18 protein-coding genes are annotated in these 19,195 nt (G+C 42.3%); 4 read left to right on the forward strand and 14 right to left on the reverse strand.

Annotated features, from left to right (window positions below):
- Positions 1-65 precede the first annotated feature (65 nt).
- The 6 genes from pyk to QZT69_RS08650 all read right to left on the reverse strand — a co-directional run bounded on the left by pyk (position 66) and on the right by QZT69_RS08650 (position 5,067).
- Positions 66-1,484 (reverse strand): pyruvate kinase, encoded by a 1,419-nt coding sequence (pyk, locus tag QZT69_RS08625; RefSeq protein WP_294673107.1) that lies wholly within the window; start codon positions 1,482-1,484, stop codon positions 66-68.
- The gene (locus QZT69_RS08630; protein ID WP_294673109.1) at positions 1,481-1,912 is read right to left on the reverse strand and encodes an IPExxxVDY family protein; all 432 of its coding nucleotides are present in this window, start codon (positions 1,910-1,912) and stop codon (positions 1,481-1,483) included. The genes pyk and QZT69_RS08630 overlap by 4 nt, the downstream gene beginning before the upstream one ends.
- 101 nt (positions 1,913-2,013) lie before the next feature.
- Positions 2,014-2,673: a hypothetical protein gene (locus QZT69_RS08635; RefSeq protein WP_294673111.1), complete on the reverse strand. Its 660-nt coding sequence runs from the start codon at positions 2,671-2,673 to the stop codon at positions 2,014-2,016.
- A 135-nt stretch (positions 2,674-2,808) separates the two neighbouring features.
- Positions 2,809-3,531, reverse strand: a complete 723-nt coding sequence (gene rnc, locus QZT69_RS08640) for a ribonuclease III (RefSeq protein ID WP_294673113.1) — start codon at positions 3,529-3,531, stop codon at positions 2,809-2,811.
- A gap of 8 nt (positions 3,532-3,539) precedes the next feature.
- Positions 3,540-4,793 carry a beta-ketoacyl-ACP synthase II gene (gene fabF, locus QZT69_RS08645; protein ID WP_294673115.1) on the reverse strand — a complete coding sequence of 418 codons (1,254 nt, stop codon included), beginning with the start codon at positions 4,791-4,793 and terminating at the stop codon, positions 3,540-3,542.
- Positions 4,794-4,830: 37 nt separating this feature from the next.
- A complete protein-coding gene (locus QZT69_RS08650) occupies positions 4,831-5,067 on the reverse strand; it encodes an acyl carrier protein (protein ID WP_013686655.1) in 237 nt (78 codons plus the stop codon).
- A 161-nt stretch (positions 5,068-5,228) separates the two neighbouring features.
- On the opposite strand from QZT69_RS08650, the gene QZT69_RS08655 reads away from it, so the two are divergent.
- Together QZT69_RS08655 and QZT69_RS08660 are read left to right on the forward strand one after the other, a co-directional pair.
- Complete coding sequence (locus tag QZT69_RS08655; RefSeq protein ID WP_294673120.1) at positions 5,229-5,804, forward strand: phosphoribosylglycinamide formyltransferase; 576 nt, start codon at positions 5,229-5,231, stop codon at positions 5,802-5,804.
- Positions 5,805-5,807: 3 nt separating this feature from the next.
- Positions 5,808-6,419, forward strand: a complete 612-nt coding sequence (locus tag QZT69_RS08660; protein WP_294673122.1) for a MarC family protein — start codon at positions 5,808-5,810, stop codon at positions 6,417-6,419.
- A gap of 111 nt (positions 6,420-6,530) precedes the next feature.
- Here QZT69_RS08660 and QZT69_RS08665 read toward each other — a convergent pair whose 3' ends face one another.
- From QZT69_RS08665 to QZT69_RS08700, 8 genes are all read right to left on the reverse strand, one after another.
- A complete protein-coding gene (locus QZT69_RS08665; RefSeq protein ID WP_294673124.1) occupies positions 6,531-7,325 on the reverse strand; it encodes a sensor histidine kinase in 795 nt (264 codons plus the stop codon).
- The gene (locus tag QZT69_RS08670) at positions 7,322-7,717 is read right to left on the reverse strand and encodes a hypothetical protein (protein WP_294673125.1); all 396 of its coding nucleotides are present in this window, start codon (positions 7,715-7,717) and stop codon (positions 7,322-7,324) included. The genes QZT69_RS08665 and QZT69_RS08670 overlap by 4 nt, the downstream gene beginning before the upstream one ends.
- Positions 7,718-7,798: 81 nt before the next feature.
- Positions 7,799-8,824, reverse strand: a complete 1,026-nt coding sequence (locus QZT69_RS08675; RefSeq protein WP_144332395.1) for a rod shape-determining protein — start codon at positions 8,822-8,824, stop codon at positions 7,799-7,801.
- Positions 8,825-8,987: 163 nt separating this feature from the next.
- Entirely contained in the window at positions 8,988-10,100 is a 1,113-nt protein-coding gene (locus tag QZT69_RS08680; protein ID WP_294673130.1) for a hypothetical protein, read from the reverse strand.
- Between the two features lie 301 nt (positions 10,101-10,401).
- Positions 10,402-11,622 (reverse strand): hypothetical protein, encoded by a 1,221-nt coding sequence (locus tag QZT69_RS08685; RefSeq protein WP_294673133.1) that lies wholly within the window; start codon positions 11,620-11,622, stop codon positions 10,402-10,404.
- Positions 11,623-11,885: 263 nt separating this feature from the next.
- Positions 11,886-13,415 (reverse strand): bifunctional phosphoribosylaminoimidazolecarboxamide formyltransferase/IMP cyclohydrolase, encoded by a 1,530-nt coding sequence (gene purH / locus QZT69_RS08690; protein ID WP_294673134.1) that lies wholly within the window; start codon positions 13,413-13,415, stop codon positions 11,886-11,888.
- Between the two features lie 239 nt (positions 13,416-13,654).
- Entirely contained in the window at positions 13,655-14,698 is a 1,044-nt protein-coding gene (locus tag QZT69_RS08695) for a PorP/SprF family type IX secretion system membrane protein (RefSeq protein WP_294673136.1), read from the reverse strand.
- A gap of 5 nt (positions 14,699-14,703) precedes the next feature.
- The gene (locus tag QZT69_RS08700; RefSeq protein WP_294673138.1) at positions 14,704-17,784 is read right to left on the reverse strand and encodes a CotH kinase family protein; all 3,081 of its coding nucleotides are present in this window, start codon (positions 17,782-17,784) and stop codon (positions 14,704-14,706) included.
- A gap of 180 nt (positions 17,785-17,964) precedes the next feature.
- Between QZT69_RS08700 and QZT69_RS08705 the strand changes: the two genes are divergently transcribed.
- The gene (locus tag QZT69_RS08705) at positions 17,965-18,390 is read left to right on the forward strand and encodes a hypothetical protein (protein WP_294673140.1); all 426 of its coding nucleotides are present in this window, start codon (positions 17,965-17,967) and stop codon (positions 18,388-18,390) included.
- The gene (locus QZT69_RS08710) at positions 18,391-19,122 is read left to right on the forward strand and encodes a DUF2490 domain-containing protein (protein WP_294673142.1); all 732 of its coding nucleotides are present in this window, start codon (positions 18,391-18,393) and stop codon (positions 19,120-19,122) included. It begins immediately after the preceding gene.
- Positions 19,123-19,195: the final 73 nt, after the last annotated feature.

Genomic DNA, 19,195 nt, shown 5'->3' on the forward strand with positions numbered 1-19,195 from the left:
TATTTGAAAAAACCCCGGTCCATTTGATGAACCGGGGTTTTGCTTTTTATCAGGAATCGACTAATTTACTCTACGTAACTCAATTTCAACATGTTTGATTTTCCATTTTCCTCGATCGGAATGGAAGCGATATTGATCACCAAATCTCCTTGTTTTAACAAGCCTTCTTTTGTCAGCAAGTACTTAATATCCGCAATGGTGTGGTCCGTACTGACTCTTTTGTCGTAATAGAAGGCCCTCACTCCCCAAACCAAACTCAACTGCGTAATGATCTGTTTATTTCCGGTAAAGACGAAAATCGGTGCATTGGGTCTTTGGGAAGCAATTTTATAAGCGGTGTACCCGGAAAACGACATGGTGATAATCGCATCGGCCTCTACACGCTGCGCCAATCGGCAGGCATTGAAACAGATGGAATCCGAAATGAAACGGGACTGCGACTTATCCGGAAGCTGGTCCTTGTGGTAAATCCCATCAAATTTCTCCATTTCCTCCACGATATTCACCATCGTGCGAATAACTTCTATCGGGAATTTCCCCACAGATGTCTCACCCGATAGCATCACCGCATCTGCTCCGTCGAGAACAGCATTCGCCACGTCATTCACTTCCGCACGGGTCGGAGTAACGTTTGTAATCATGCTCTCCATCATTTGGGTAGCAACGATAACCGGTTTTGCATATTGATGGCCTTTGCGGATCAGCATCTTCTGGATCAACGGAACGTTCTGGTATGGAACTTCCACACCTAAATCTCCACGTGCAACCATCAAAGCATCTGTTACTTTAATGATCTCATCAATATCATCAATGGCCTCCGGCTTCTCAATTTTAGCAACTACGCGTGCTTTTGCCTGGCGGTTTGAGATAATGTGTTTCAATTCAATGATATCTCTGGCAGAACGCACAAATGACAACCCGATCCAATCGACATCATTGCTCAATGCAAATTCCAGGTCTTCGCGGTCCTTTTCAGTCAAGGACGGCAGGGAGATTTTAGTATTCGGCAGGTTTACTCCTTTTTTGGAAGAAAGAATTCCGCCGTGGATGACTTTGGCTTTGATTTCCGTTTCGCCGTTCGTCTCCACGATTTCCATCTGCAATTTTCCGTCGTCCAGCAAAATGATTTCACCAGGTTGCACGTCGCGCGGCATCAGGGAATAACTGATCCCGAACTTCTCTGCCGTTCCGGTAATGCGTTCCGTTACAATCGTCACAATTGCGCCTTCAACCATCATGACACCGTTGTTCTCCATTTCGTAAGTACGGATCTTCGGGCCTTGCAAATCGGCAAGGATTGATACATTCAATCCGGTTTCGTCATTGATCTCCCGGATCATATCGATGCTCTTCTTGTGATCCTCGTGAGATCCGTGTGAACAGTTCAAACGGCATACGTTCAAACCATCCAATATCATTTGTTTTAATACTTGTTTATCAGCAGTAGCCGGACCCATGGTCGCTACGATTTTTGTTTTTTTCATTCGAAAATTATTAGTTCTGCGGAAGGAATCGATTCTGCTTCAAAGACGTAAGCCGCCATCACACTATTTGATTCGCGGATACGTTCCACGAGTTCATCCAGGTCGTGAAGCACATTTTCCCTGAGGATCAAAAAATAATCAATTTGGTTCTTTTCAGGGATCAGGAATTTTCCTTCCGATTTATTCTTAATTAAATACCATTCCATGTGATCCACCTCATCGATAAATACATGAAAACTGTGTTGCGAAACAATTGTACCTTTTTTGGACTGAATCACAAAGGGCTCCTCGCTTTTGGTAAGCTCCAGGTCCAGGATTTTGTTGATTCCCCACGCCAACCGGTAATCGCTGTGGTGAGAACAGATTCCGATCAGTTCAAAGTCTACAGATGTTTCTAAAGAAAGTACATGACGCTTTTGTTTGCTCATCCACTTTAAGTTTATACTGTGAAGTTACGCATTATCTCAGACATGGCAAGCAGGTTGGAAGTTAGGATTTGGTTAAGGTTCGTCAATGTTAGCTTTTCCTTTTAGAGCAGGTCAACATTATTGGTTATTAGTAATAGATAAAAAATGAGTATCACAAGCCCTCCACTGATTCCAGCCATGCTAAGCCAAAAAAGAGTCCAGGTTAATCCTTTAGCTTTGTATAATTCGGGGTGTCTCACGATTCTTATCAGGGAAATAATGGAAAATATAATCAGCAATATACCAAGACCTGTTAAAACACCTAATACCATATCAAATGAAATTGTTAGTAAAAGAAGAAGACCTAAAAAAAGAGCTCCCAATGCAGCCCAGGTAAAGGGTTCTACTTTCCTTTTTGGTTCATCTATCGCATCTTCATCACCCAAAATCTGATCGGATTCTATCACCGGTTTTATTTCCGATTGGACGGGAGTTTCAGAAAAACCTGTTGGTTCTTCGATCGAAATTTCCAATAGATCCGGAGAAATTAATTCAGCACGATGCATGGTGTCTGTCGAAATCACCTTAGGAATCTCCTCATTTTCATCGGGCATCACAGAAGATTCTCTTCCCGAATCAGTTACATTCAACTGATAAGCTTCATGCTCTGTTTTGGAGTACGATTTTTTCCATTCGACGTGGTAACCCGTCCCGAAATGGCGTTTGGTAATGGTACAACCGGCTAAAAGCAGGAGCGGTAATACTGTGAATAGTCTTTTCATAGCAATCGATTTTTACAAATGTGAGCAATTGTTCTGAAAAAGTTGTTGCGATTTTCCGTACTTGATTTAATACAAATTGATCACCTGGATTAATTAAGATGGTCATTAAGAGAAACAAAAAAATGAGAATGAATCCTATATCTCCCCCATCAAAATGAGCGTCTCTTTCGCGGCAGCCTGCTCGGCCAGTTTCTTGGAATTTCCGGTTCCTTTGCCGTAGTTGGTACCGTTTACCTGCACGATTACTTCGTAGAACCAGGTTCCGTGGTTGTTTTCTTCCCGCAGCACGGCAAACTCGAGGGCCAGCCTTCTTTTCTGGCTCCAGATAAAGAGCTTGGACTTGAAATCGATCTCTTCCTCCAGGATCTTGTTTAAGTCTACGTATTTGCGGAAAATGTGGTTGTAAATGATCTTCTTGGTCACTTCGTAGGAACTGTCCAGGTAGATTGCTCCGATGATTGCTTCGAAAGCATTTCCTTCCAGGGACGACAAGTTGATCGAACGGCCTTTGTTGTAGCGCAAAATAGAACGAAGCTCTAATTCCTCACCGATTTCGGAAAGGGTTTTACGCGAAACTACTTTGGATTTGACTTTCGTCAGGTAGCCTTCGTCTTCTTCCGGGAAACGCTGGAACAGGAATTCTGCAATGATGGAATCCAAAATGGCGTCGCCGAGGAATTCCAAACGTTCGTTGGAAAAGTCTTTTTGTCCGTGAAATGCAATGGAACGATGCGTGACAGCCTGGTAAAACAAATTGATATTCTTCGGGCGGTATCCAAAGCGATTTACGAAAAATCGAATGAATGCAACGTCTTCAGAAGACCTGTTTTGCTTTAAAAATGGTAGTCGTAGTCGCACCTAAATTTTTACCCTTTATACTTTCGCACGATCACAGAAGTATTGTGACCACCGAAACCGAAGGTGTTTGATAAGGCAACATCCACGGTACGGTGCTGAGCTTTATTAAATGTGAAATTCAATTTGTTGTCAATTTCAGGATCGTCTGTAAAATGGTTGATCGTTGGTGGAACGATGTCATTCTTAACTGCCAGGATACATGCAATGGCTTCAATAGCACCTGCAGCACCCAGTAAGTGACCTGTCATTGATTTTGTGGAGCTGATGTTCAACTTGTAGGCATGTTCTCCGAATACCTGCAGGATCGCTTTCGTTTCAGCGATATCTCCAAGCGGCGTAGATGTACCATGAACGTTTACATAATCAATAGCACTTGGATCTAACTCTGCGTCTTCCAATGCTGCGATCATGGTGTTTCTTGCACCGATTCCTTCCGGGTGCGGAGCCGTCATGTGATACGCATCACCCGACATTCCACCTCCAAGTACTTCCGCATAAATTTTAGCTCCACGCTTCTTTGCATGCTCGTACTCTTCCAGGATCAATGCACCACCTCCTTCTCCCAAAACAAAACCGTCGCGGTCTAAGTCAAAAGGGCGGGAAGCAGTTTCCGGAGAATCGTTTCGTGTTGAAAGGGCTTTCAACGCGTTAAATCCTCCCATTCCCATTTCATTTACTGCTGCTTCAGACCCTCCGGTAACGATAGCGTCTGCTTTCCCCAAACGGATCAGATTGAATGCATCAATGATCGCGTTGGTAGATGAAGCACAAGCCGAAACCGTTACATAGTTCGGTCCTCTTAAGCCGTATTCAATGGAAATATGACCTGCGGCGATATCCGCGATCATTTTAGGAATAAAGAACGGATTGAATCGCGGGGTTCCGTCACCACCGAAGAAGTTTTGAGCTTCGTCCTGAAAGGTTTTCAGACCACCGATTCCCGAACCCCAAATAACACCGATACGGTCTACATTCGGGTTCGATTCCATCAATCCAGAATCAGCCATGGCCTCCTTAGCAGAAACCATGGCGTATTGTGAAAATTGATCTAATTTCCGTGCTTCTTTTCTGTCGATGTGATCCTCGACATTGAAATTTTTGATTTCGCAGGCAAATTGAGTCTTGAATTTTGAAGCATCGTATTGCTTAATCGGTGCGGCACCACTTTTACCATTGATTAATCCTTCCCAGTACTCTGAAACAGTATTTCCAATGGGTGTAATAGCTCCTAATCCGGTTACAACAACTCGTTTTAACTCCATAAAATCAGATTAAATAAATGCCTGTGAAAACGTTTTTTTAGTTAGCGTTTTGCTCGATGTAAGAAACCGCGTCACCAACTGTTTGAATGTTTTCAGCCTGATCATCCGGAATAGCAATATTGAATTCCTTTTCAAATTCCATGATCAATTCTACTGTGTCTAGTGAATCTGCACCTAGATCATTTGTGAAGCTCGCTTCGTTTGTTACTTCGCTTTCTTCAACTCCTAACTTATCTACGATAATAGATATTACTCTTGATTTGATATCAGACATCTCAATTCTTTTATAAGGTTTTTCAGCTTGCAAAGAAAATAGGAAATGCGATAAAAACAAAATATAAAGTGACTTAATTGCATTTTAGGTGCGTGCGAAATCTTGTTTTTTAGCTTGAAATCCGCGTGTGCCGTGTCATTTGGATTGTGTAACTTTGTGCCATGAATAAGAAATCAATAGCATTATTCGCCTCCGGCAATGGTTCAAATGCGGTGAATTTGATTCAATTTTTTCAGAATCATCCGCAAATTGAAGTGAAAATTTTAGTTTGTAATAAAGCAGATGCACCCGTTGTGGCCAAAGCACAATCACTGGGCATTGAGGTACTGGTTTTCACCAATGAAGAATTTGAAAGCGGTTTGACCGTTTTGCAGGAGTTGGACTACCGCGCTATAGACTGGATCATTTTGGCCGGATTTTTACGCAAGATCCCACTAAATATTATTCATGGTTACCAAAACCGCATTATTAATATTCATCCTTCACTCCTTCCTAAATACGGCGGGAAAGGCATGTACGGGAAATTTGTTCATGAAGCTGTTATTGGTGCAAAGGACCCTAAAAGCGGGATTTCCATTCATTTGGTCAATGAGGAATTTGACAAGGGCGAGATCCTGGCGCAATTTGAAACGGATTTAACTGCCGATGACACACTGGATTCACTCGCTGAAAAAATTCAACAGCTGGAACACAAACATTTTCCTATCATTGTAGAACAAACCATTTTAACTCACTAAGCGATGATGAAGTATTTCCTGGCATTTAACTGGGGCGAGCTTTTTAAAGCTTCCATGGTATTGTTTGCGGTGATCGATGTGATCGGGTCCGTTCCTTTAATTATTAAGATCAAAGAACAGAGCGGGGATATCCATCCGGCAAGAACGAGTTTTGTGTCATTGGGAATTATGATCGGATTTTTGATCCTAGGAGAATCCATCCTGAAGTTATTCGGAGTAGATGTGGGTTCTTTCGCCGTTGCAGGTTCCCTGATCTTATTCGCGATGAGTTTGGAAATGATCCTGGGAGTGCGTTTGTTCCGCGATTCTGTCTCCGGGAAAACAGCAAGTGTGGTCCCTTTGGCCTTTCCGATTATTGCGGGCGCCGGAACTATGACCACTCTTGTTTCCTTAAGGGCTGAATTCCAGAACATCAATATTGTACTGGCAATTTTGATCAATGTATTGATTGTTTACATTGTGTTACGTTTAACAAAGAAAATCGAGCATTTGCTCGGCCCTGGAGGGATTGCCATCATGAAAAAAGTCTTCGGAATTATTTTGCTGGCAATTGCAGTAAAACTGTTTACGACCAATATTGCTAAGATTATTTCGAGTGCGACAGAGAATCTTTAAATTGAAAATGGAGAATTGAACAATTGACAAGGATACACATGTTGTCAATTCAGCTTTTTGTAGTTCCTATCGAATTATTAAAACTGATCCGATCTTTTCAATTTTACATTGTCAATTATCAATTCTAAAAAGGAGTTCATACCCCAATCCGTTTTCGCGAAGGATTTTCATTTCCGCTGAAAGCTGGTCGGAAAGTGCATTGATCAATTGGATTCCCAGGCTTTCAAATTCTTCTGTTCGTATTTCTTTCGGTAATCCTATTCCATCGTCTGTAATTCTCAGGAAGAAATGGGTTTTCGACATTTTAAAATCGACCCGGATAAGTCCTTTTCTATGTGGGAATGCGTACTTAAAACTGTTGCTTACGGCTTCGTTGATGATCAACCCTATGGGAATCATTCGTTCTGCTTCCAGGTAGATTTTTTCGTCAATATCGTATTCAAACGTCACATCCGAAACACTTCCGGAGAAGGAACTGTTAATACTTAATGTAAGCGTTTTGATATAATCAAGCACCTGAATGCGGCTCAAATCCTTACTGCGGTAAAGCATTTCATGGATCATTGACATGGAAATGATGCGGTTTCGGCATTCCCGGATCAGGGCCAGGAATTTTTCATCTTTGGTGTACGATGCCTGGAGATTCATCAGACTGGAAATAATCTGCAGGTTGTTCTTTACGCGGTGATGCACTTCCTGCAATAGCGATGCCCGTTCCTGGAGCGTAATAACCGAATTTTCCAATTCTTCACCCAGCATATTTACTCCGGAAGCAATGGCGTCGAACACATCATCTTTATCCGTTATTTGGGTTTTCTGAGTGAAATCCAAATTTGCATAGGCCATAATAACATCCAATATCGCATTGGTGCGCTCCTGAATGTATTTGGCTTCATGCGGATTCATTTTTCTTTGAATTTCTGCAGCCACTCCAAAGCGGCTTCTTCGTTGAGAAATAAACGGGTCGGGACTTTCGGTTTACTGATCGCCATGAAAAAATTACCTACAACTTTACTTACCGAAGAATCGATGATAATTCCAAAAGCAAGTGTATTTGTTTGACGTCCGTTGGTGGTAAAAAAAGACCGCGCTTCCCGTTCCATCGATTTAATACCTCTTGCATCAATGAGCAAAGGAAATTTACTGTCAACGTAAAAGCTATTGACAACTACCGAGTTTTCCTGTGCATGTTCTAATTTCACTTCCGATCCTTTCTTTACTTTCGTTCTTGCAATCCCGTCTTCACCCATCCAGGTGAAATAACAAGTTAAGTTGTGAGCAGTTTCAGGTATATTCATTCAGTAGCTTTCAAACAAATATAAACAAAGTAGGGACGCGATGCGCCGCGTCCCTACTGAAATTTCGTTTGTAAAATGTTATTAATCCTTGATCAGGAACTGGAAACGATCCAGGTTCTTCAATGCGATACTTGTTCCACGTGCTACTGCTCTCAATGGATCTTCAGCGATGTGAACCGGTAATTTTGTTTTCTCATTGATACGACGATCCAAACCTCGCAGCATAGAACCCCCTCCGGCGAGGTAAATTCCTGTTTTGTAGATATCCGCCGAAAGTTCCGGTGGAGTCTGCTCAAGGGCACTTAAAATCGCTTCTTCGATCTTGGAGATTGTTTTATCCAATGCATGCGCAACCTCCGAGTAAGTAATGATAATTTCTTTTGGAATACCGGTCATTAAGTCACGGCCACGAACTGCGAAATCTGCAGGTGGGTTTTCCAATTCCGGCAATGCTGCTCCCACTTCGATCTTGATTTGCTCTGCTGTACGCTCACCAACCAAAATGTTGTGCTGACGACGCATGTATTCTTCGATATCGGAAGTGAAATCATCCCCCGCAATACGGATAGACTTATCACACACGATTCCTCCCAATGCAATGACTGCAATTTCAGATGTACCACCGCCTATGTCAATGATCATGTTTCCCATTGGCTCTTCCACATCGATACCGATACCGATTGCGGCAGCCATAGGCTCATGGATCAAATACACTTCTTTCGCTCCGGCGTGTTCGGCAGAGTCACGTACCGCACGTTTCTCTACCTCCGTAATCCCTGAAGGAATACAGATCACCATACGCAAAGTCGGATTGAACATTTTTCTTCCCGGATTGATCATTTTGATAAATCCGCGAATCATTTGCTCAGCACTCTGGAAGTCTGCAATTACACCATCTTTCAATGGCCTAACCGTTTCAATTAACTTGTGAGTTTTTCCGTGCATTTGTTGTGCCTTTTTACCAATGGCAACAACTTTACCCGTTTGAATATCTTTAGCTACAATCGAAGGCTCATCCACGACTACTTTATCATTCATGATAATCAGTGTGTTTGCAGTACCTAAGTCAATAGCAATTTCTTGTGTCAGAAAATTAAACAATCCCATCTAGCGCGCTCCTTTTTGCGGTTTTGTTCCCTTTATTCGTAAATTCCGGGAAATGGTTACAAAATTAGATTAAATAATCGAGATAATCTTAAAGTCTATATAGTAAATACACGTAGAGGCGAAAAATTTTTCGCCTCTACGTGTATTCTGATGTAAATTGCTGTTAATTAATCCGTTTTTCGGTAGATCCGTCATCGTAAACATAGATTACCATTCCTTTTTCAGATTCCGACACTTCCTGTCCGAACAGGTTGACAACCTTCACCAGCTTCTCTGATTTCAGACGGTTGTCAATGGCAATGATATCCGGATATGAGCGTATTTGCCCATTGTAATCCACTTGTTTGATACGGTAATAATTGATCGTATTCCGGGTATAGGTATAATGGTTCATCGAATAATCCAGTCCGGACTGACTTTCTCCCGCTCCGTCAATGACATCGAGTTTATTCCAGGAAGTGCTTTCTGCAGGGGTTGTGGTCCATTCGACCTGGAAATAATCATTATTCAATTCTGTTTCCGTGGACCAATTAAGTACGTTCGTATTGGAAGAATAAGATCCTGAAAAACTGCTCATTTCAACCGGCAGAACTACCGGAGTACAACCAATAACTGCTGTTGTGGTATTTCCTCCCCAGTTAAAATCAAACGTGTACCCTACTCCCGAGGCACTGAAATTATCAATCAACAAAATATAGACTTGGTTTGTACCTACGTTCAAAGCATTTACCCATCTGTCTCCTCCACTTCCTTCACTATTGTCCGGTTCGCCCGCACGGATCCCGGTATTCCCACCTCCTGCTGCGAACGAACAACGAACGGGTGTTGTAACCGGCGGACAATTTGCAGCTGCAGTGGCAGAAGTGAATGGCCCCCAAAGTGCAAAATCGTAATCCGAAGAAGCGCTTGGATTAATTCTGAACGACAAGGACCCCGCGGTCTGAACATTGATGTAGTACCAGGAAGACTGATGCTCAGATCCCAAACACCCCTGGTTCGTACCATTCAATTCCTGGTTGCCGAAACCACCGCTGTTGCCCGGAAGCGAAGAGCTTGTACAAAGCTGTTCTGCTACTCCACAGTTGGTTCCGCCCACTTTCTCGATAAATCGTGCAGCCCCTCTTGTTTTAACAACAGTTCCGGAAAGAATTCCTGAAATTTTTGCAATCGAATCAACGTAAGCTGTCGAATAATTAATCTCCGTGTTGAATTGAATAAGATTGGCCTCCAAAGAACGTAAATAGGTATCAGGAATGTGTTCTTCTATAGTTTGCATAAATTCCTTCGCCTGAATCTCTGAAAAAGTTGATTCAATAGTAAAGTGGGACTGTGAAAAACCAATAGTACAGGTTATACACAGCAGAGAACATAAAATTCCACGCATGAGTCAAATAATTAAATTGTAGTGCTCTAATAACGCTAAAAGCGATCACATGGATGTCTCTGAAAATCAGGAAAGAAATATTCTCTGGTTCTCAATGTATATTCCGCTCTTTTGAACTAAAATTTATATCCTCTTTTAATGAAAAAAGGGAAGCTTTCTTAAGCCTCCCTTCTTTAAATTCTATTCCGTTCAATTAATTGATCCGCTTCTCGGTAGATCCGTCATCGTAAACATAGATTACCATTCCTTTTTCAGATTCTGACACTTCCTGTCCGAACAGGTTGACAACCTTCACCAGCTTCTCTGATTTCTGACGGTTGTCAATGGCAATGATATCCGGGTATGAGCGTATTTGCCCATTGTAATCCACTTGTTTGATACGGTAATAATTGATCGTATTCCGGGTATAGGTATAATGGTTCATCGAATAATCCAGTCTGGACTGACTTTCTCCCGCTCCGTCAATGACATCGAGTTTATTCCAGGAAGTGCTTTCTGCAGGGGTTGTGGTCCATTCGACCTGGAAATAATCATTATTCAATTCTGTTTCTGTAGACCAGTTAAGTACGTTCGTATTGGAAGAATAAGATCCTGAAAAACTGCTCATTTCAACCGGCAGAACTACCGGAGTACAACCAATAACTGCTGTTGTGGTATTTCCTCCCCAGTTAAAATCAAACGTGTACCCTACTCCCGAGGCACTGTAATTATCTATTAATAAAATATAGACCTGGTTTGCACTTACATTTAATGAACCGACCCATCCATCTCCATTTTGATTCTCACTACTGCCGGATTCATTGTCACGCATCCCCGTATTTCCGTTTCCCTCCGCGTAGGAGCAGCGTACCGGTCCGTTTTGCGGCGGACAGTTGGCCGCAGCATTTGCAGCTGTAAAAGGACCCCAAACTGCAAAATCATAATCGGAGTTTCCGCTCGGATTAATTCTGAACGACAAGGAACCGCCTGATTGAACATTGATGTAATACCAGGAAGACTGATGCTCAGTACCCAGGCATCCGCTGTTGCCATTGGTCAATTCCTGCACCCCATAACCCGAGCTGTTTCCGGGAAGGGAAGTGTTGTTGCAAATTTGTTGTGCGGCCCCGCAATTGGTACCCCCAACCTTCTCCCTGATTTCAATCGGCCCCTTTGACTTAACAATATTTTCAAACGGAATTCCGGAAATCGTGCAAATTGAATCAATATAATTTACAGGATAATTAGTTCCTGTACTAAATTGAATGACGTTATCTGCTGTTAAACGGGCGTAGGTATCAGGAATATGATCTTCGATCATCGTGAGGTACATTTTGCTGTCTGCTCCCGATCCAGATAAACCGATTTTGTACTGGGATTGCGAAAATACGGAATGAGCGGTTAAGGCTAATAAAATTAGCAGGATTGGTCTCATTTGCAAGAATCAATTAAGTTGTTGTAAAAATTTCAGAGTACAAAAGTACTGCTTGGTTTCCTAACGAACCTGAAATTTAAGTTAAAAAGGATAAATGGTATGTTTAATTGATTAAAATGAAGGTTTTAACAAAAGTTTCGCGGATGAATATTGGATTCAAACTTGTGCAAATTCACAGTATGTTTAAATTACTGAAGGGAGTGATTTTTGTCAACAAAAAAGGAACCTATCGGTTCCTTTTTACACATTTCATATTCTTTGTATTAATGCTTAAAATGTCGGTTACCGGTAAATACCATGGCAACTCCATTCGCATTGCAATAATCGATCGATAATTCATCTTTAATTGAACCCCCGGGCTGCACAACAGCAGTTATACCCGCATTGTGAGCTATTTCAACACAGTCCGGGAACGGGAAGAATGCATCCGATGCCATTACTGCACCTTTCAAATCGAAACCGAATGATTTAGCTTTTTCAATAGCGTGACGCAATGCATCTACACGGGATGTTTGTCCGGTTCCGCTCGCCAGCAGCTGACCGTTTTTAGCTAACACAATTGTGTTTGATTTGGTATGCTTTACCAATTTATTAGCAAAAATCAAATCTTCTACTTCCTGGGCTGTAGGGACCGAATTTGTTTTAGATTCAAAATTCGCTGCCGTTTCGGACAACATATCTTTATCTTGCTCCAAAACGCCATTCAATAACGTTCTGAACTGTCTCTTCGGAAGTTCTACTTTCTTCTGAACCAATAGAATTCGGTTCTTTTTACTTTTTAGTACTTCCTCTGCATCTGCATCAAATCCGGGCGCAATAACAACCTCGCAAAACAGGTCATTGATCAGGTTTGCAGTTGCCAGATCAATTTTACGGTTTGCTATTAAAATTCCTCCGAATGCCGAAGTAGGATCCCCGGCCAGCGCATCCGCATAGGCCTGAGCCAAAGTTGAACGGGTTGCCAAACCACATGCATTGTTATGCTTCAGGATAGCGAACGTCGGATCATTGTTTTCAAATTCAGCCATTAATTGAACTGCAGCATCCACATCCAATAAGTTATTGTAGGAAAGTTCTTTTCCGTGAAGCTGATCAAACATTGCCGAAAAATCTCCGTGGAACCATCCTTTTTGATGCGGATTTTCACCGTAACGCAAAGATTGGCTTTCCAAAATACTTTGTTTGAACACAGGTGTTTCTTCTTCATTAAAATAATTGAAGATATGTGTATCGTAATGGGAAGAAACCATGAATGCCTTTTTTGCAAAATGCTTTCTTTGTTCAATCGTTGATGAAGCTCCCTGTGCATTCAGGATATCCAAAAATTCCGCGTACTGATTTACGGAAGGAATAATCACAACATCGTTGTAATTTTTCGCAGCCGCACGAATCAAAGAAATTCCACCGATATCAATTTTCTCGATGATGGATTGGTGATCGGCACCCGATGCAACAGTTTCTTCAAAAGGATACAGGTCTACAATTACCAGGTCAATAACCGGGATATTGAATTGTTTTGCCTGATCTAAATCTGATTGAAGGTTTCTTCTATGAAGAATTCCACCGAAAATTGCCGGATGCAATGTTTTTACACGTCCGCCAAAAATTTCAGGATAAGAAGTCATGGATTCTACCGGTATAACGGGGATTCCCAATCCTTCAATAAACGTTTGTGTTCCACCTGTAGAATAGATGCTTACGTTTTCTTCATGCAGTTTACGAACAATTGGCTCTAAACCATCTTTATAATAAACTGAAATTAAAGCTCCTGTAATTTTCTTTGTGCTTTCCATATATCAACTTTGTTCTCCGATCAACCTGATTCGAGGGCGCAAAAGTACTGATTTTAAATGGAAAAACGTTGTAGTTTACTTTCTAATTGAAAACGGAGAATTGAATAATAGACAAGAAACTGCGCTAACACTTATTTTCCTTTACATCAGACAATTGTTATTGCCTGGTTCAGTCTTCATCAGCCACAGCTGATTCTTATCAAAAGTTTCGCTTTCTTCTTTTCAATTTTGCATCTCACTTATCTAAACCCTTTTCTCCTGGTTTTAAATAACGCGTTATTCAGGTTGGTATAACTGATCGAGAATTCCAGACTTCCCCCTTTATATCCGTATCTGAGAGCAGACAAAGTCAGGTCATAAGAAACCCCGAAATGGAATCCTCTCCAGTCAATCTGCATGGTCGGTGAAATCGCATCTCTCAAACGGGTATAAACACCAAGCCCGATGAATGCATCCTGGCTAAATCCGGTAATTTTACCCCCATCCTGGAAACGTCTTCGTAAGATTAGTCCCAAGATCGATTCGTAATGACCGCCCTGCACGAATTGTGCAAATTGTGCGTCGAATGCCATCTTTGTACCCGGAATATCCATCGAATACTTTAGCATTCCGACATATTTTCGGGCAAGCTGCTCCGAAGATCCCGTACGAAAACGCATAGCAGGGGCATTTAAATGATAACCGGCAAAACCAGCCTGGAATTTAATATCGTTGTTCCTTGCAAATGAACTCTGACCTCCATCAAACTGGTAGAAAAGTCCTGCCGAAGCATCCAGGTAAATAAAAGAGCTTAAGCTACCGGTTTCACCGCTCAATAATGTCGGATCATATGCGTTATTACCATTCCATTGAGAATCATAGAGCAAGCGCGACATATTTCCGGTTCGGTTGCCAACTCCACCCTGGATTCCCAAAGAAAGCTGGCTTCCATTGCCCACGGGAAGTATTCCCGAAACGGCTACCGACCCCGTCTGTAATCCATATCCGGAATTCCCCGCAATATCATTGTAGAATTGAACACCAACTCCCAAATGTGCTTTCTGTTTCCGATCGCTCTTGAAAAAATTGGCATCTGCCGCCAACCCTGTCGTCATATACGTTGTACCTCCTCCCAGCCACTGATTTCTATGTTGAACTGCTATTCTCTCCCAGCCGTCATAAACCCCAACCGCACCGGGATTGAGTAAATTAGGAGCCTGGAGAATCTGAGTCACATGAAAATCCTGGGCACTTGCTGACAGAGCAGTCAAAAATGCAAGTGCCGTTAAAATCCTTCTTCTCATGATCATTATCTTGTTACGGTAATATTACCGGTATATTTTTCTGTTCTGCCATCCGAGAATGTTACATCCGCCTGGTAAGCATACACACCTGTATTCAATTTCACCCCATTAAAGATTCCATCCCATTTGAATGCAGGATCTGAACTCATAACCATGCGGTTACCCCAGCGGTCGTAAACATACCAGGTAAACGACACTACGTCTCTACCGATTCTTGGCCCCAGGTAATCATTCAAGCCATCTCCGTTTGGTGAGAACGCTGTTGGCATGTGGAAGCCGTTGAAACAACCTTCTCCTACCGGATTCGGATCACATCCATCCAACGGATTGGTTCCGTCTGCAATTTCCTCTCCGTCATTGATTCCGTCTCCATCCGTATCCGGATTATTCGGATCTGTTCCGTATTGAGCTTCCGAACCATCCAAAATACCATCACCATCGGTATCGATATTACAAGCAGGTGTAGCATTCGGCGGATCACAAGGATCCAAAGGATTTGTCGTATTCGTTATTTCATCTCCATCGTTAATTCCGTCCCCGTCCGTATCCGGATTGACAGGATCGGTTCCGGCAGTTGCTTCATCGGAATTGGTTAATCCGTCGCCATCCTGGTCACATGGACCGGCATTCGGATTCGGGATACACGGATCAGTATTTGCCGGATCGGTTTCATCATTGACTCCGTCACCATCCGTATCTGTTGTACTTGATTCCAATCCGTCAATAACTCCATCCCCGTCGGTATCCGTTGGATTTGATGGATCAGCACCAATTTCCACACAATCATTTTCACCGTCTCCGTCCGTATCCGGGTTATTCGGATCTGTCCCGGCAGCGATCTCATCTACATTCGTACATCCGTCACCATCCAAATCCGGGTTATCGGAGATAAACACTGCAGTAATAGTAACAGGTGCAGCAATATCCATTGAGTTTGTATCCTGCGTAATTGCTGCTGTTAAAGTGTTTGCGGTGTATTCCCAATGGTCAAATACAAATCCTGTAAGCGGACGTGCAATTAAATTTGTCTGAATTCCTCCGAAATAATTCGCGTTCCACGGATAAGTCGGTGCCCAAATTGAGTTCACTTTAACTTCTCCGGAGTTTGCAGGACTAACCGTTACCACCACCGCATTCGGACCGGTAACCTGGTAACAATCCGTCATACCCTGGTTCAGAGCCGTACATCGCAGGTTGATAAAATCCCTCATTGCCTGTACATTTGCCTGCCAACCGGCAACCGAACCTCCCCATCTGGTGCAGTGAGCCGCCATTTCCGGAGCAATCTCGTTCACCATACTGTCCAGCAGGTTATTCATGTACGGACAGGAAAAATGAGTGTTGACCAGGTCAATGTATCTTGAAATGTAATATTGTTCTACAGTTGGGTTCTCATTAATCAGCTTCTGGATAATATTTGTATGCCCCTGCCCGCCGGGATTAGGAAGATTTTCTACGTTACACGGATCGGCATTCGCGCTCGGATCGGGAATATTCGTGAAATTGATATAATGCCCGAAGCATGCATCCATATCCCAAAGAATATAGCGCCATTTCTTTTTGTCCCCGTTCGGATCCATTCCGCGCCACCAACCGGTGTTCCAGTTTAACCAATCCTGGCTGACAATGTAGGAGTTGATCACAAAATAGTCTACCAAAGACTCCCAATTCAACAAGCTGTCTACATAATTGAAGTTAGCCGCAACCCCCATGTTGTTTGTGTTGACATAGTTTCTCAACGCATTCCAGGCAGGGAGTGCATTCGGTGCCCCGTATTCTTCCCAGGTAGCACCCCAGGTTTTCAAATACTGTAAATTATACTTATCCTGATCATAATAATGTTTGGTATAATCCGCATCATCTGCTTTTTCACGTAATTCGTATACTCCCCAGTATTGCCCGTTCAAATAAACAACACATGGTCTCCATGTACGCTCATCCAGTTTAAGATCCGCACGCTGTGATAAAGTATGTACAAACGCATCACGGATGTGTGCTCCTCCGGTTTCAAACGGATAATTATCACTTGCAGCAGGCTTCAGGATCAGACGCTGAAATTTATCGCGGTTTACAGAAGGGAAGATCTGATGCTCAATCTCATGGTCGTATCCGTACTGGTCTCTCATAATATAGTCAAAACCTCTCTGCGGATAAGCCCAGGAGTCATTTCCATGTTTGTTAAACTGTCCTTCTCCTCTACCTGCAAACGATTGGTCCGCTTCCCACAATTCAAAAAATCCCTGTGGTTCTATTTGCGTTCCGGCCAATAGTGTTGCTACAGAATTGGAGCCCGCTCCGGCAATGGATACAATAGGAACCGTATGATTTACATTCATGAAATAAGTTCCTGACATGGTGAAACTTGATTCATTGGTAGAAAATGCCTTTGCTCTTAATACTGTTGTAGCCGTGATAGCAACCGGTCCTGCATAAAGCGTTGAAGCCGTCGTTGGAACAGATCCGTCGGTGGTATAACGAATGGTTGCAGTTGCATCCGAACAGGTAATCGTAACGTTTTGTGTGGTGGTATAGAACCCCGGTGCTACACTGAAAGCCGGTGTCGGAGTATAAAAGTTAACACCGCCTGCATTCGCTGCGCCGGGAGTTGGCGTTAAAAACAATCTCCAGGTGGCTGATCCGTTTGTTTGACGGCCGATCGAATGGTTTTGTTTGGTCATCTGGGTAATTTCTACGAAATCTACCGTTACATTGGCAGGACTGGTTAAGATAATCCATTCATTGCTGGTTTGTGCCAAATTAAAATTCGGATGGTACTCAGCACCTGAAACCAAATTCCTGCCACTACAATAAACCATTTTGTAACCTCCGGCAGCTATTGATCCGGAAGGGATTTGCCACTTCTGCGGATTTCCGTCATTATCTGACAAATAGTACCCTGTGAGGTCGACCGGAGTTGCACCTGCATTGTATAATTCAACCCAATCTTCGTATTCACCGAATGCATCGGTCGGACCATTGACGTTAGAACACGAATATTCATTGATATAAACCTGAGAATTTGCCTGAGTGGTTAGCAAAATAAGGAACAGGAAACAAGCTGTTTTAAAGAGAGGTAGCAATTTCATGTATAGTTTTCATTTAAAGAGTGTATAATTTTACGAATCTTTTATGTTATATTCCAAACACTAGACGTAATATTTCACGAAAAGTGGCTGGAAAGTTCATTTTTATTTTGTAATTCCTTGTTCCAGAGGTATTATTTGATTAAAATTCTCTTAATATTGTGGCTCTATAAAACCAGACTAATGAAAAAACTAATTTTTGGAATTGCTCTTCTCTCCGCGATTTCAGCATGTAAAAAAGTAGAAGGTGACGGTGGTCGTGCATCTATTTCCGGAAATGTAATGGTCAATGAAAAATTGCGTATCAATGGTGTAGTTACAGATACTGTAAGCTATGTCGGGGCGAAAGAAGACCTTTACATTATTTATGGTGACGGCGACGCTATGTATGACGACAAAATTGAAGTTTCCTATGACGGATCTTTCAAATTTGAATTTTTACAGCCAGGAACTTACACGATTTTCGGGTACAGCGAAATTTTCCATCCTGGAAATAACGTTCCTAATAACGACGATGATTACAAGACTTTAGAAGTTGTCAGTAAAACGGTAACCATCGGCAAAAAGGAAAACGCTGATATCGGAACGATTACATTAATGAAAAACTAAATGAAGTCCTTATTCATTGCTGTTCTTTTCATTATGCCTTGTTTTTTGGCGTGGAATCAGCAGAGCACCAGAGGACAATATTGGTTCAGCGCAGGTATAAAACGTGAGCTCAAGTACGATCTGGAAGCAAGCCTGAATACAAACCTGCGTTTGAATAATTTCGGTCAATTGGCTACTTTATACCAGGAAGCAAGTTTGAAATACACCAAACTGGATTGGTTCAGACCTTCTGTTGAGTACAGGATTATCACGGATTATGATGAAAACAGGAATTATGATAACAGCCATCGCTTGAATTTCAATGCGGATTTCCGCCATAAGGTCCAACAGATCAAGTTCGGAGCCCGTGTGCGTTATCAGATGTTAATCGGGGGATTTACTACAACCGGAGGAGATCTGGACCCGGCAATTCGTATAAAACCGCATGTGGAATGGGATAAACCCAAATCCAAAATCACCCCGGGGGCTGCCGTAGAGTTTTTCTATAACCCAATAAATGAGCCGTTTGGTCGTACCTGGAACCGCATTCGTTACGGCTTAAAACTGGATTTCAATCTTCCCGGATCGAATGAGCTTGGTTTGACTTATTATTACGGTCAGAGGTTCAATTCCAAAAATAATTACAACGAGCACATTCTTTCTTTGGAATATACCTTCGAGTGGAAAAAAGCCAAGAAGAAGAAAAAGAAAGATGACGATGCATTGGAAGAGGATATTGAATACCCTGAATAGAAATATGTTCAGAAAGTTTAAAGGGTTTAAAAGTTCAAGGTGAAAGTCTTAAAAGAAACATATTTGAACTTTT

This window comes from uncultured Fluviicola sp. (assembly GCF_902168135.1).
Taxonomy (GTDB): Bacteria; Bacteroidota; Bacteroidia; order Flavobacteriales_D; family Crocinitomicaceae; genus Fluviicola.